This is a genomic window from Plantibacter sp. CFBP 13570, assembly GCF_014841395.1.
Classification (GTDB): domain Bacteria; phylum Actinomycetota; class Actinomycetes; order Actinomycetales; family Microbacteriaceae; genus Plantibacter; species Plantibacter auratus.
The window spans coordinates 183,931-197,148 of record NZ_JACYTW010000001.1 but is presented as its reverse complement, the minus strand read 5'-3'; the positions used below and the strand labels follow the sequence as shown (position 1 = coordinate 197,148).

At 69.4% G+C, this 13,218-nt stretch carries 11 protein-coding genes; 8 read left to right on the top strand and 3 right to left on the bottom strand.

The features are described 5' to 3' along the window. Positions 1-59: 59 nt before the first annotated feature. Entirely contained in the window at positions 60-950 is an 891-nt protein-coding gene (locus IFT89_RS00865) for a MurR/RpiR family transcriptional regulator (protein WP_202937949.1), read from the bottom strand. A gap of 202 nt (positions 951-1,152) precedes the next feature. Here IFT89_RS00865 and IFT89_RS00860 point away from each other — a divergent pair, with 202 nt between their 5' ends. The 5 genes from IFT89_RS00860 (at position 1,153) to IFT89_RS00840 (ending at position 8,401) form a co-directional block, all read left to right on the top strand. Further along, positions 1,153-2,478 carry an MFS transporter gene (locus IFT89_RS00860; protein WP_202937948.1) on the top strand — a complete coding sequence of 442 codons (1,326 nt, stop codon included), beginning with the start codon at positions 1,153-1,155 and terminating at the stop codon, positions 2,476-2,478. Between the two features lie 8 nt (positions 2,479-2,486). Beyond that, positions 2,487-3,638, top strand: coding sequence for an anhydro-N-acetylmuramic acid kinase (locus IFT89_RS00855; protein WP_137243008.1), 1,152 nt, complete (start codon positions 2,487-2,489; stop codon positions 3,636-3,638). 87 nt (positions 3,639-3,725) lie between these two features. After that, entirely contained in the window at positions 3,726-4,622 is an 897-nt protein-coding gene (murQ, locus tag IFT89_RS00850; protein ID WP_213014117.1) for an N-acetylmuramic acid 6-phosphate etherase, read from the top strand. Between the two features lie 19 nt (positions 4,623-4,641). Next, on the top strand, positions 4,642-5,427 hold the full coding sequence (gene nagB, locus IFT89_RS00845) for a glucosamine-6-phosphate deaminase (RefSeq protein ID WP_202937946.1): 786 nt from the start codon (positions 4,642-4,644) through the stop codon (positions 5,425-5,427). 118 nt (positions 5,428-5,545) lie between these two features. Next, on the top strand, positions 5,546-8,401 hold the full coding sequence (locus tag IFT89_RS00840; RefSeq protein ID WP_307783362.1) for an FAD-binding and (Fe-S)-binding domain-containing protein: 2,856 nt from the start codon (positions 5,546-5,548) through the stop codon (positions 8,399-8,401). Positions 8,402-8,951: 550 nt separating this feature from the next. Here the strand turns inward: IFT89_RS00840 and IFT89_RS00835 are convergent. Both IFT89_RS00835 and IFT89_RS00830 read right to left on the bottom strand, forming a co-directional pair. Beyond that, positions 8,952-9,638 (bottom strand): hypothetical protein, encoded by a 687-nt coding sequence (locus tag IFT89_RS00835; protein WP_192019580.1) that lies wholly within the window; start codon positions 9,636-9,638, stop codon positions 8,952-8,954. 81 nt (positions 9,639-9,719) lie between these two features. Next, complete coding sequence (locus tag IFT89_RS00830) at positions 9,720-10,439, bottom strand: hypothetical protein (protein ID WP_202937945.1); 720 nt, start codon at positions 10,437-10,439, stop codon at positions 9,720-9,722. 132 nt (positions 10,440-10,571) lie between these two features. Here IFT89_RS00830 and IFT89_RS00825 point away from each other — a divergent pair, with 132 nt between their 5' ends. From IFT89_RS00825 to IFT89_RS00815, 3 genes are all read left to right on the top strand, one after another. Continuing rightward, the gene (locus IFT89_RS00825; protein WP_137243001.1) at positions 10,572-11,408 is read left to right on the top strand and encodes a hypothetical protein; all 837 of its coding nucleotides are present in this window, start codon (positions 10,572-10,574) and stop codon (positions 11,406-11,408) included. 113 nt (positions 11,409-11,521) lie between these two features. Continuing rightward, the gene (locus IFT89_RS00820; protein ID WP_202937944.1) at positions 11,522-12,739 is read left to right on the top strand and encodes a Fic family protein; all 1,218 of its coding nucleotides are present in this window, start codon (positions 11,522-11,524) and stop codon (positions 12,737-12,739) included. A gap of 51 nt (positions 12,740-12,790) precedes the next feature. Continuing rightward, a complete protein-coding gene (locus IFT89_RS00815) occupies positions 12,791-13,135 on the top strand; it encodes a cupin domain-containing protein (protein WP_202937943.1) in 345 nt (114 codons plus the stop codon). Positions 13,136-13,218 lie beyond the last annotated feature (83 nt).

Below are 13,218 nucleotides of genomic sequence, written 5' to 3'. Positions count from 1 at the left end.
TTATACGACGAATGCGAAATATTCAACCGTCGTCACGGAGCGCAGCCGCTCGGTCGACGTCACTCGGAGGAGCGACGCTCCCTTACCGCGTCGAAGGTCCGCTGCAGCGCACCGATGGACGCTTCAGCGTCGACCTGGGCGACACCGATGAAGAGACAGTCGACGACCATCAGCTGTGCGATCCGACTCCCGAGCGCTCCCGACCGGAACGCCGTCTCCCGCGCGGACGTCTGGAGCACGATGTCCGCGCTGCTCGCCAGGGTCGACTCCGCGTGGTTCGTGATCGCGATGGTCGTCGCCCCGGAGCGGGCCGCGAGCCGGAGATAGTCGACGGTGTCAGCGGTCGCGCCGGAGTGCGAGATCGCGACGGCGACCGCCTGCTCGTCGAGGATCGCAGCGGCGGTCCAGGCGGCATGCGGGTCGGGCCATTCGAGCGCCACGCGCCCGATCCGTGAGAGCTTCCGCTGCAGGTCGACGGCGACGATGGAGCTCGCTCCGACACCGAAGATGTCGACCCGGCGAGCGCCGGCGACCGCGGCGACCGCACGGGTGAGGGCTGCCGTGTCGAGCGCCTGCGCGGTGTCGGCGATCGAGAGCGATTCGTTCGCGGCGACCTTCGCGACGATGTCGTCGAGGCTGTCTCCGGCGACGATGTCGGGCGTTTGCACGTTCGTCCCGGCGAGCGCGAGCCGCTCGCGGAGGTTCTCCTCGGTGAGGTCGTGTCGGAAGTCCTTGAAGCGGTCGTAGCCGATCTTGCGCGTGAAGCGCACGACCGTCGTCGTCGAGGTCGAGGCCTCCTCCGCGATCTCGGCGACCGACCGCGTCGCGAAGGCGCCCGGGTCGGCGAGCAGCGATTCGGCGATCCGCCGTTCGGAGGGACGGAGTTCGTCGAGACGGGCGCGCACCTCGGTGGACACCGCCCGTGATGTCCGGTGGACGTCGGCTCCCATCGGTGCTCCTCTCGACCGTCAACACTGTACCGTCGGCACCCGTCGTCGGGATGTATGGAAATTACCATCCACCATCGAATTGTGTATGTTTGTTGCACCGACTCGCGACCAGTGCCCTCCTCAGGTGCGGACTGGCCGACACGTGTGGCGGAGTACCGCGGGTGCTGCCGGCATGCACGATCCAGGAACCAAGGGAGGTCCCGTGACCAGCTCCACACCACGCAGCGACGTGATCAGCAGCACCGCCCGACGCCGGGCCATCGTCGCCGGCAGCGTCGGCAACTTCATCGAATGGTACGAGTTCGGGATCTACGGGTTCCTCGCCACGATCCTCGCCGCACAGTTCTTCAGCGACGGCCAGCAGACCGGCATCGAGTCGCTCATCGCGACCTACGCGTCCTTCGCGATCGCCTTCTTCTTCCGCCCGGTCGGGGCGGCGCTCTTCGGCCGGATCGGCGATCGGATCGGCCGCAAGCCGACGCTCATCCTCGTCCTGGTCATGATGTCCGGGGCGACCGCACTCATCGGCATCCTCCCGACGTACGCCTCCATCGGCATCGCGGCGCCCATCCTGCTCACGATCGTGCGCATCCTGCAGGGCCTCTCCGCCGGCGGCGAGTTCGGTGGCGCCGTCTCGGTCATGACCGAGTTCGCCCCGGCCGGGAAGCGTGGCTTCTACGGATCGTGGCAGTCGTTCACGGTCGCGCTCGGACTCCTCGGCGGCGCCGGCACCGTCGCCCTGCTGGCATCCCTGCTGTCCGAAGCCGATCTGGCGGCGTGGGGCTGGCGGATCGCCTTCCTGCTCGCCATCCCCCTCGGCGCGGTCGCCCTGTTCCTCCGCCTGAAGCTCGAGGAGACCCCGGAGTTCCAGAAGGTCGCCGCCGCAGACACCACCGACGTCGCCAAGCCGGTGGTCGTGCGTGCGGGTGCTGCAGAGACCGCCAAGGCGATCCTCCTGGGGATCGGCCGCCTGATGGGCTGGTCCGCCGCCGGGTACACCTTCCTCGTCGTCATGCCCTCCTACCTCCAGAGCAGCCTCAACGCGTCCTTCCAGGAGGCACTGATCTCCACGGTCCTCGCGAACGCCGGCTTCGCGGCGACGATCCTCCCGGCCGGCTGGCTGTCGGACAAGATCGGTCGGCGCTGGGTGATGCTCACCGGCACCGGGCTCATCGTGATCCTGGCGCTGCCCCTGCTCAACGTGCTGCAGAACCCGGAGCTCGGCGTCGGTGTCCACGGCCTCGCCGTGTTCGTCGCTGGCGCGGTCGTCGGCCTGATCGCAGGCCCTGGCCCCGCCATGCTCGCCGAGATGTTCCCCACCTCCGTGCGGTACACCGGTCTCGGACTGTCCTACTCGATCTCGAACGCCGTCTTCTCGGGCAGCGCCGGCCTCATCATCACCTCGCTGATCGCCTCGACCGGCAACGTCGACGTCCCGGCCTACTACGTGATGGCGACCTGCCTCGTGAGCGCGATCGCCATCGCCACGCTCCGCGGGAACGCCCACCGGGCGGAGCTGCGCAAGTGAGCCGCCCGATGCGCGTCATCGGCCTCATGTCCGGCACCTCGCACGATGCGATCGACGCCGCAGCAGCCGAGATCAGCGTGGACGGCGACACCCTCGTCGTCCGCCCGCTCGGGATGCTCACCGCCGGGTACGACCCGGAACTGCGAGCCGCGATCACCGCAGCCCTGCCACCGGCGACCACCAGTGTCGACGACATCTGTCGGTTGGACACGCGGATCGGGCAGGCCTTCGCCGACCTCGCGGTCCGAGCGGTCGCGGAGCTCTGCAACGGGGAGGCAGACCTGATCGTCTCCCACGGCCAGACGATGTACCACTGGGTCGAGGACGGCCGGGTCGAGGGTACGCTCCAGCTCGGCCAGCCGGCGTGGATCGCCGAACGCACCGGTTGCACCGTCGTCGCCGACCTGCGTTCGCGTGACGTCGCGGCCGGCGGGCAGGGTGCTCCGCTGGTCAGCATGATCGACGCGCTCTGGCTGGGCGGTGAGACCGCTGCGGCCGTCAACCTCGGCGGCATCGCCAACGCCACCATCGTGCGGCCGGGCCAGGACCCGATCGCGTTCGACAGCGGACCGGCGAACGCCCTCATCGACGCCGTCGTCGCCGAGCACACCGGCGGCGCCCGGCAGTTCGACGCCGACGGCGAGCTCGCTGCGCGTGGCACCGTCGACGAGGAGACGCTCGACCTCCTCCTGAGCGAGCCGTACTACCAGCGCCCGGCCCCGAAGTCGACGGGCAAGGAACTGTTCCACCTCGACTACCTCCGCGAGCAGCTCGCCGGCCGTCCGACGCTTCCGATCGAGGACCTCGTCGCGACCCTGACCGAGCTGACCGCACGGACCGTCGCCGACGCCGTCCGCGGGGTGGAGCGCGTCATCCTCGCCGGTGGTGGAGTGCGCAATCCTCAGCTCGTCGCGCGCATCCGGGCTGCACTCCCCGAGGCCGACGTCGTCAGCAGTGACGACGCAGGCCTCCCGTCCGATGCAAAAGAAGCGCTCGCCTTCGCCGTCCTCGGCTTCCTGACGGTGAACGGCCAGGCGGGGTCCCTCCCCTCGGCCACCGGCGCCTCGCACGGCAGCGTCCTGGGCGCGATCGTCCCCGGACACTCGCTCCCCGCGCGGACGCTCGACGGGCCGCCTCGCTCGCTGCGGTTCGAAGCATGACCGTCGACAGCCCCACGGACCACCACGACGGCGTCAGCCCGTCCGACCCAGAACGGAGGGCCGTTCGTGCCTGAAGCATCGAGTACCTTGGCAGCGCTCTCCACCGAGGGACGCAACCCACGCACGGTCGACCTCGACACGCTGGACACGCTCCGGCTGCTCGAGGTGATCAATGACGAGGACCGACTCGTCGCCGACGCGGTCCGAGCGGAACTGCCGAGCATCGCGCGCGCCGTGGAACGCATCACGGAGGCTCGCCGGCAGGGTGGGCGACTCGTCTACCTCGGTGCAGGGACGAGCGGCCGGATCGGACTGCTCGACGCTGTCGAGTGCCCGCCGACCTTCGGCACCGACCCCTCCGAGGTCCTGGGGCTCATCGCCGGGGGCGAGCATGCCTTCGTCGTCGCCGTCGAGGGTGCCGAGGACGACATCGAGCTCGGCGCATCGGAACTCATCGCGGCCGACCTCCGCCCCACGGACGTCGTCGTCGGTCTCGCGGCCAGTGGTCGCACCCCGTACGTCATCGGTGGCCTGCGCTACGCACGCCACCTGGGCGCGGGGACGATCGCTGTGTCCTGCAACCGGGACGCCCGGATCAGCGCCGAGGCGGACATCGCCATCGAGGTGATGACCGGCCCCGAGGCGCTCACCGGTTCGACCCGTCTGAAGGCCGGCACCGCACAGAAGCTCGTGTGCAACATGCTGTCCACCGCGTCCATGGTGCGCTCGGGCAAGGTCTTCTCCAATCTCATGGTCGACGTGAAGCCGACCAACGAGAAGCTCGTCGACCGCGCGCAGCGGATCGTCGCCGACGCCACCGGTGTCGAACGGCCGATCGCCGACGCCGCCCTGGAGCAGGCCGGCGCCCACGCCAAGACCGCCGTCGTCATGCTCCTCGCCGACGTGGACGCAGCGACGGCCGCCCGGCTGCTGGAATCGCACGACGGCGACGTCCGCTCGGCCGTGGCCGCGGCGAGCGCCTGAGCAGGAACGAGAGGACACCGTGGAGATCATCATCCTTCCCGACGCCGCCGAGGTCGGTCGCGTCGCCGGCGCGAAGATCGCGTCCATCGTCGCCGGGCGGCCGCAGGCCGTCATCGGCCTCGCGACCGGGTCCAGCCCGCAGGGCATCTACGCGGAACTGGCCCGTCGCGTGCAGGCGGGCTCGCTGTCGTTCGCCGAAGCGCGCGGCTTCGCGCTGGACGAGTACGTGGGCATCCCGGCCGACCACCCCGAGTCGTACGCCAGCGTGATCGCGCGCGAGGTCGTCGCCCCGCTCGGCTTCGACCCCTCGCGCGTCCGCGTCCCGGACGGTCGCGCCGCGGACCTCGCGGCCGCCGCGAAGGAGTACGACCGGGCCATCGCGGAGGCCGGCGGCATCGACGTGCAGATCCTCGGCATCGGGTCGAACGGGCACATCGGGTTCAACGAGCCCACGTCGTCGTTCGCGTCACGCACGCGCATCAAGACCCTCGCGCCGAAGACCCGACAGGACAACGCCCGCTTCTTCGACTCGCCCGACGAGGTGCCGACCCACTGCATGACGCAGGGACTCGGGACCATCCTCGAGGCGCGCGAGCTCGTGTTGGTCGCCCAGGGTGCGGGGAAGGCGGACGCCGTCGCGGCCGCCGTCGAAGGACCGCTCAGCGCGTTCGTCCCCGGGTCGGCGCTCCAGCTGCACGAGCACGCCACCGTCATCGTCGACGAGGCAGCGGCATCAGGGCTGCGGTTGTCGGACTACTATCGCTACACCTACGACAATCGGCCGGACTGGCAACGCTTCGAATGAATCGGCCGGGCGATGGCCGACGACGCCCCATCCTCTGAGGCGTCCGGCCACCGCAGCCGCAACGCAGCACCCCGCTCCCCTGCACCCCGCTGACGCCCGCATTCGAGAAGGAAGCCTCGTGGCACACCCGACCACCGTCCCATCCCTCATCACCGAAGCCATCGGCGAAGCCGTGGGCGACCCCTCGCGGATCCGCACCCGGGCGATCGACCTGGCCGCGTACGCCGGGGATGCATCGCACTACCTGCTGACGCCCGAGGCGGTCGTCATCGCGGAGAGCGCTGCCGAGGTCGCATCGATCCTCCGGGCGGCGACGCGGTCCGCCGCGCCCGTCACGTTCCGGTCGGGTGGCACCAGCCTGTCCGGTCAGGCGTCCGGTTCCGGCATCATCGTCGACACCAGGCAGCGGTTCAAGTCCATCGAGGTCCTCGACGACGGCAAGCGCGTCCGGGTGCAGCCGGGGGCGACGGTGGCGCAGGTCAACGCGCGACTCACGCGACTCGGCTACCGCCTCGGCCCGGACCCGGCGAGCGAGGTGGCGTGCACGATCGGCGGCGTCATCGCGAACAACTCCAGCGGCATGGCCTGCGGGATCGACGAGAACACCTACCGGACGCTGGAGTCGATGGTGTTCGTCCTCCCGTCCGGCACCACGATCGACACGGCCGACCCGACGGCCGACCGACAGCTCCACGAAGCGGAACCGGAACTCGCCGAGGGTATCGAGCGCCTGCAGCGCCGCGTGCGATCGGACCCGGCGTCGGTCGCGTCCATCGAGCGCCAGTTCTCCCTGAAGAACACCATGGGGTACGGGATCAACGCGTTCCTCGACTTCGAGTCACCCGTGGACGTCCTGCAGCACCTCATCATCGGCTCGGAGGGCACGCTGGCATTCGTCGCCGAGGCGACCTTCCGCACCGTCCCCGTCCTCCCACTGGTGTCGACGGCGCTGGCCGTGTTCCCCTCCCTCGACGCGGCGACGCGCGCGCTGCCCGAGCTGGTCGCGTCCGGAGCCGCGACGCTCGAGCTCATGGACGCCACCTCCCTGACCGTCGGGCAGCGTCTCCCCGGCAGCCCGGCGGAGATCCAGGGCTTCACTCCGCAGGATCACGCGGCACTCCTCGTCGAGTACCGCTCCGAGGACGCCGTCGAACTCAGGGACCGCGCGACGGCGGGCGGTGTGCTCCTGAACGGTCTGGACGTGCACGCGCCGGTGGTGTTCTCGAGCGATGCGTCCCAACGGTCGCGCGCCTGGGCACTCCGGAAGGGCCTCTACGCCTCGGTCGCGGGAGCGCGTCCCTCCGGCACCACGGCCCTCCTCGAGGACATCGTCGTGCCGACCGCCGCCCTCGCAGACACCTGCGCGAGCCTGCAGGAGCTCTTCGTGCAGCACGCCTATCGCGACTCGGTCATCTTCGGCCACGCGAAGGACGGCAACATCCACTTCATGCTGACCGACCGGTTCGAGGGCGACGCCGCACTCGGCCGGTTCAACGGCTTCACCGAGCAGATGGTCGACCTCGTCCTCGCGGCGGGCGGCAACCTGAAGGCCGAGCACGGCACGGGTCGCGCCATGGCACCGTACGTCCGCCGGCAGTACGGCGACGAACTGTACGGGGTGATGCTCGAGCTGAAGCGGTTGGTCGACCCGGCCGGCGTGATGAATCCCGGCGTGCTGATCGACGAGGATCCCCAGGCGCACCTCCAAGGGATCAAGCTCCAGCCGACGGTCGAGGAGGAGGTCGATCGCTGCGTGGAGTGCGGGTACTGCGAACCCGTCTGCCCGAGTCGCGATCTGACGCTGACGCCGCGGCAGCGCATCGTCGTCCGCCGTGCCGAGGAGTCCGCTCGCGCCCGCGGGGACATCACCCTCGCGGAGGAGCTCGCGGACGACTACGACTACGCCGGCGTGCAGACCTGCGCCGTCGACGGGATGTGTCAGACGGCGTGCCCGGTCCAGATCAACACCGGCGCGCTGGTCAAGCGCATCCGGCGCACCGAGGCGGCTCCGGTCGCCGCCGCGGGCTGGAAGGCTGCTGCCACCGGTTGGGGGCCGGTCACGAGGATCGGTTCGGTCGCGCTCTCCGGCGCGAAGCTCCTGCCGGCCCCGGTGGTCGGTGCGGTGACGGACGTCGCGCGTGCCGTGCTCGGCGCGGACACCGTGCCGAAGTACTCGGGCGATCTGCCGGGCGGCGGACGCTCGCGGAAGGCACTCGGCCGGACGGTGGGCGCCGGTGACGGTCCGACCGTCGGCATCTACGTCCCGGCGTGCGTGAACAGCATGTTCGGCGCGGCGGACGGTGGGGACGGCGTCATGGGCGCTTTCACCCGACTGCTCGAGCGGGCGGGCCTGAGCATGATGGTCCCCGACGGCGTCGAGTCGATCTGTTGCGGCACCCCGTGGTCGTCGAAGGGGTTCGCGTCCGGTGCTGCGGTGAACGAGCAACGCACGGTCGAACGCATCCGAGCGGCCGTGGCCGACAGTGGGCTCGTGGTCGTCAGCGACGCGTCGAGCTGCACCGAGGGCTTCGCGAAGCTCCTCAGCGAGAGCGGCGTGGTCGTCGAGGACGCGGTGGCCTTCGCCGCCCGGGAGATCTTGCCCCGGGTCGACGTGTCAGCGCAGATCGAGCAACTCGTCCTGCACCCGACCTGCTCCTCACGACAGATGGGCCTCGACCCGGATCTCGTGCTGATCGGCGAAGCCGTGGCCGAGCGCGTGCACGTCCCGGACGACTGGGGCTGCTGCGCCTTCGCCGGCGACCGCGGCATGCTGCACCCCGAGCTGACGGCGTCCGCGACGAAGGCCGAGGCCGCCGAGGTCGCCGCCCTGAGTGCCGACGCGCACGCATCGTGCAACCGCACCTGCGAACTCGGGATGACCCGCGCCACGGGCGAGGACTACCGCCACGTGCTCGAGCTGCTCGACGCCGCGTCGTCAGCGCCCGCGGGCAGCGCGTCCGTCGGCCCGCGCTGATCCCCGCACCGGGTTGCCGGCCGGTTGGACCGACCTGTCACGATCCCACCAGTTGGTGTCACGTATGCGCGTTAAGTGTCACTACGTGGCCGGGCTGGCGTCCGTCGTGGCGATGGGCGTGCTCGCGTTCCTCCCGTCGACCGTCCACGAGCGGGTCGACGGCGATGATCATCCCGGATACACCACCGTGTGCTCATCCGTGGTCGTCGCCGTCTGGCCCCGCGAGCTCGGCGCGGGAGGCGACCGGATGGTCGCTCGCGGGATCGTCTCGACAGACACCTCGGAGCCGCCCTACGACGTCTGCGCCAATCGGCGCTCCTCTCCGCCGCGGGGATGGCTGTACTCGCCATCCCAGCCAGCTCGCTGCTCGTCCTCGCCGGGGGCTCCGTTCGCCCGGCCCGCCACGCCGGAACACGCATCCGGTGACCGTGGATGACGACTCGGACCGACATCCAGCCAGGAGGTGATCGTCGACAGACCGACGACCAGGGCTTCCAAGCCGAATGACCCCGCACTCCACTGCCCCCACCATGGGCAGGGCAGGCGTCGACTACGGTGCGGGATCCGGTCGCGCGCGACCTGCGAGGAAGGCCCCGACGAGTTCAGTCTCGTAGTAGGTGCTCAACGACATGTCCAGTTGCGGCTCTCGGAGTGCCGGGTCGGCCCCACGCTGGCGGAGGAGGTCGAAGATCCGCGAGAGGTCTTCGACGAGCTCCGGGTTCAACGGTCTGCCGTCTCGCGCATCGGGCTGTCCGTGCGGCCTGCGAGGAAGGACGTCGTGTGCTGCGCGTGCGGCGCGACCGAGCGGCGTGCATCCTTTCGAATCCACTGCGCGTACATCGGCGCCCGCATCGAGCAGCGCCACGACGACGCTGTACGCGTCGTCCGACTTCGATGCGCTGTTCACCGTTCGGAACGCTCGCTCCGACTGCGCAGTGAACGTCTGACGCATCCAGCGTGAGCGTTGCACTGCAGCCACGAGCGCATCGTGGAGCACAGGTTTGGCCCATCCACTCGGCGAATCGACGTCGACGAACCCGGGATCGGCGCCGCTCGCCAGCAAGAAATGCGCGATGGCGAATTCGCCGGAACGGACTGCCACCTGCAGAGTGGATTGTCCGGCGTACTGCTTCGGCGTACCCGCGGCGACGGCTCCGACGACCGACGGATCCTGTGCGATCCGGTCTCGGACCTGCTGCTCGGCCCCGTTGACGATGTCCGTGAAGATTGCGCGCATGGCCCCATCCTCACCCACTCGGTGGCCGGTCTCGTGTCCGACGCTCTGTGGCGGACACGAGACCGACTCTCGACAGACCGATCAGTGACCGGGCCCACCGTAGGCGGCGTCGGCGACGAAACCGCAGGACGCCTCCCAGGTGCTCTGCTCCGACTCGGGGAAGGAGTAGTCGTAGCCGGTGGCATCCAACTTCCACTGGTGGCTCTCCTCCGGAGACAGGCCGTCGGGCATCCCGGTCGCCTGCTGACCTTCGGGATACGGGTAAGCCTGGAGCGTCATGTCGACGGCGCCCACGAACTCGTGGCCGCGATCAGCCATGCACGAGCGCATCGCATCGATCCAGCCCTGGTACTGCGTCGCGAACGCCAGTGCCGTGGCACGCTCCTCCTCGGTCGGCACGTAGGCCGCCTCGGCAGCAGCGGTCGCCGCGTCACGCTCCTCACGACAGGGGACCGCGGCCGCCTGCCAGGCGTCCTGGTCGGCCTCGCTCAGACCTGGCGGCATCCCGTCGAAGCTGGTGTCGTCGAACCCGAACCCCGCTTCAGTCATGCAGGACGCCATCGCGGCTGTACCAACCTCGAAGAATCGCTGCCAGAGGCCCTGCAGGTAGAACTCATTGATGTGCGTGGACTCGGTGGGCGGCGTGGTCGCGGTCGGCGTCGCGCTCTCGGTCGGCGTCGCGGTCGCCTCCGCCGGCGCCTCCGCGGAGCTCGCCACGGCGTTAGCCGCCACACCGCCGAGTCCGCCGGCGACCACCAGTCCGGACGTGAGCAGTACCAGGATCTTCTTGCGAATCATCATCTCCCCCAATGTTCATGGAACGTGTTTATAGGAAGATAGCTTCCCCAAGCGGATGTCGCAACCGGTTACTGAGTCGGAACACGTCTCTCGGCCACTCGTCGAGCAGTGCGGCGGTGCCTCTACCCTGGTTCTGTGAGCATTCCTCGGAACGACAGTGGGCCGGTGCGTGGCTGGCTCGGCCCGGATTGGGAAGCGAGCGTCGATCCTCGCCGCCTCGACGAGTTGCGGTGGAGCATCGAGCAGGAGATCAGCACCCTCGGCGGCTTCCGTCGCCGGTTGAAGACTGAAGGCGAGTACTCCATACTCGGGCTGGTGCTCGGGATCCCGTTCCTGATCCCACAGGTCTTCGGACTGGTCGATGCCTTCACGACAGCATCCGAGCCCGGCATCGGCGTGCTCGGGGAATGGCTCTCGAGGCCGGCCGTGGCAGGGTGGGTCGCCACGGGCCTCCTGCTGATCGCCATCTCGGTGGTGTCGATACAGGTCCGTCTCCGGCGAGAGTTCGGGATCTTCCGCAAGGACGGCTGGGTCGCCCTGCAGGCACCGAGCGGCCTCGCCGAATGGGGTGGCGAGGGTTCGCCCACCATCACGTACGACCAGCGTCTGGTCGGCGGCAGGGGTGAAGCTCGCGCTCGTGATCTCCAGAAGCCGTTCATGCTCGTCTCAGGCCCGCGGATGCCGACGTGGGTGTTCGCGGGCGCCCTGCGCACGGTCCGCGCGGCCACGGTGGCGCGTGCATTCGACATCCACCGACTGGCGGTGCTCAAGCAGCAGATCGGCGTCTTTCGCGCCATTCCCGCGACGGTGGTGTTTCCACAAGCGGACGGTTGCCTGTTCGGCGCCCAGGACGAGGGACCGCTCACCGTGGCCCTTCCGCGACCAGTGAAGGGCGGGCAGCGGATCCGCCTCGCCCGGGTCAAACTCACCCGCGCCGAGCGGGAGAGCGTCACGATCGGCCATCCGTCCTGATCGCTGATGTACCCGAGGCCGTCCCGACCGTGGTGATCGCCGTCGCGTTCACCATGCTCGGGATCGCGATCTGTATTCGGGTTAATTTCAGTAAACCCGAATAAGGTAGCGCCATGATCTCGCCTACCGACTCCGCAGGGCTGGAACGGTCCTGGCCGGCGACGAGTTACGAACCGCGGCCATGGACGCACGACAGCGACGCGGTCGCGTCCAAGCGACGCCGCCGGTTGGCCGCGGGCCCATACCAGGCGGCAGTCCCACCCTTCATCGCGGATCTGTCTGTCGAGCTGCCCGCGGACCTCGTGGCTGCAAGCGAGGACGCCGGCCGCGAGCTGACCCGCTTCGACGCCGAGGTCGGCACACTGGCGGCACCGTTCTCGTCGATCCTGCTGCGGACCGAGAGCGCATCGAGCTCCGAGGTGGAGCATCTCACCTCGAGCGCGAAGCAGGTGGCCCTTGCGGAGATCGGCGACTCGACGTCGGTCAACGCGAAGCTCGTCGTGCAGAACGTCGCCGCCATGGAGGCGGCCGTGGCGCTGGCGGATCGCTTGGACCCCGAGGCGATCCTCGCGATGCACCGCGCACTGCTGGATCGGTCCGATCCCGACATCGTGGGTCGGTGGCGCGACGACCAGGTGTGGATCGGCGGAACCGGCTTCTCCCCGCACGGCGCCGCATTCGTCCCCCCGCATCAGGATCGTGTGCCTGAGCTCATGACGGATGTGATGACGTTCGCGAACCGTCTCGATGTGCCCGTCATGGCGCAGATCGCGATCGCTCACGCTCAGTTCGAGACGATCCACCCCTTCCCGGACGGCAACGGACGCACTGGCCGCGCGCTCGTGCAGGGCATGCTGCGGGCAGCTGACGTGACGAGGAACGTCACCGTACCCGTGTCCGCTGGCCTGCTCGGCGACACTGACCACTACTTCCGCGCGCTCACGGCGTACCGATCCGGTGACCTGCGCCCGATCATCGAGACGATGACGGAAGCCGCGTACGCGGCGGTCGCCAACGGCCGAACGCTGGAACGCGACATCACGTCGATCGCAGAGCGGTGGGACGAAACCGTGAAGGTGCGCAGCGATTCATCCGTGCAGCGTCTGAAGCAGCTGCTCCTGCGGCAGCCGGTGATCACGACGTCGCTGGTGGCATCGACCCTGGGGCTGCACTTCTCGACAGCGGACACCTCGGTGCAGAAGCTCGTCGACGCCGGGATTCTCGTCCAGTCCAGCGCGGGCCGACGGAACCGCCACTGGCAGGCCAGCGAGGTCCTGCAGGTGCTGGACGAGTTCGGCGCACGGGCCCGTCGTCGTCGGGGAGGTTCCTGACCTCTGGTCGGCCCGGCGCCGCCGAGCACCGACCACTGGCATCATCGACCCATGAGTGAATCCCCGATCGAACGAACGACCCTGAGCACGGTGACGCTCGATGGGGCTCCGAGCTTCGCCTCCGTCGAAGTGCGACGCATCACGATCGCCCCCGGCTTCCACGTCGGGCCGCACTGGCACAACGGCCCGGTCTTCGGCACCATCGAAACCGGCTCCGTGAACTTCCAAGTGGGGACCGGGCCTCAGACCGTCCTGCGCGCCGGCGACACCTTCACCGAGCCGGCGAACGAGACGATCGTCTTCGACGCGACCGACGAGGGCGTCACCTTCCTCGCCTGGTTCCCGATGCCGGCCGGCGTCGAGCCGGAACTGACGATGGGCGAAGCGCCCGCCTGACGTCCGACCAAGCGGCACTGGGCGTGGACATGACGGTCGGTGTCGGAGGTGTCGGACCCGCACGAATCCGGGTCTGACCGCGG

Coding starts and splice junctions, on each gene's coding strand:
- IFT89_RS00820 (WP_202937944.1), top strand. CDS start 11,522: ATGATCTCGCCTACCGACTCCGCAGGGCTGGAACGGTCCTGGCCGGCG.
- IFT89_RS00815 (WP_202937943.1), top strand. CDS start 12,791: ATGAGTGAATCCCCGATCGAACGAACGACCCTGAGCACGGTGACGCTC.
- IFT89_RS00865 (WP_202937949.1), bottom strand. CDS start 950: ATGGGAGCCGACGTCCACCGGACATCACGGGCGGTGTCCACCGAGGTG.
- IFT89_RS00830 (WP_202937945.1), bottom strand. CDS start 10,439: ATGATGATTCGCAAGAAGATCCTGGTACTGCTCACGTCCGGACTGGTG.
- IFT89_RS00855 (WP_137243008.1), top strand. CDS start 2,487: ATGCGCGTCATCGGCCTCATGTCCGGCACCTCGCACGATGCGATCGAC.
- IFT89_RS00835 (WP_192019580.1), bottom strand. CDS start 9,638: ATGCGCGCAATCTTCACGGACATCGTCAACGGGGCCGAGCAGCAGGTC.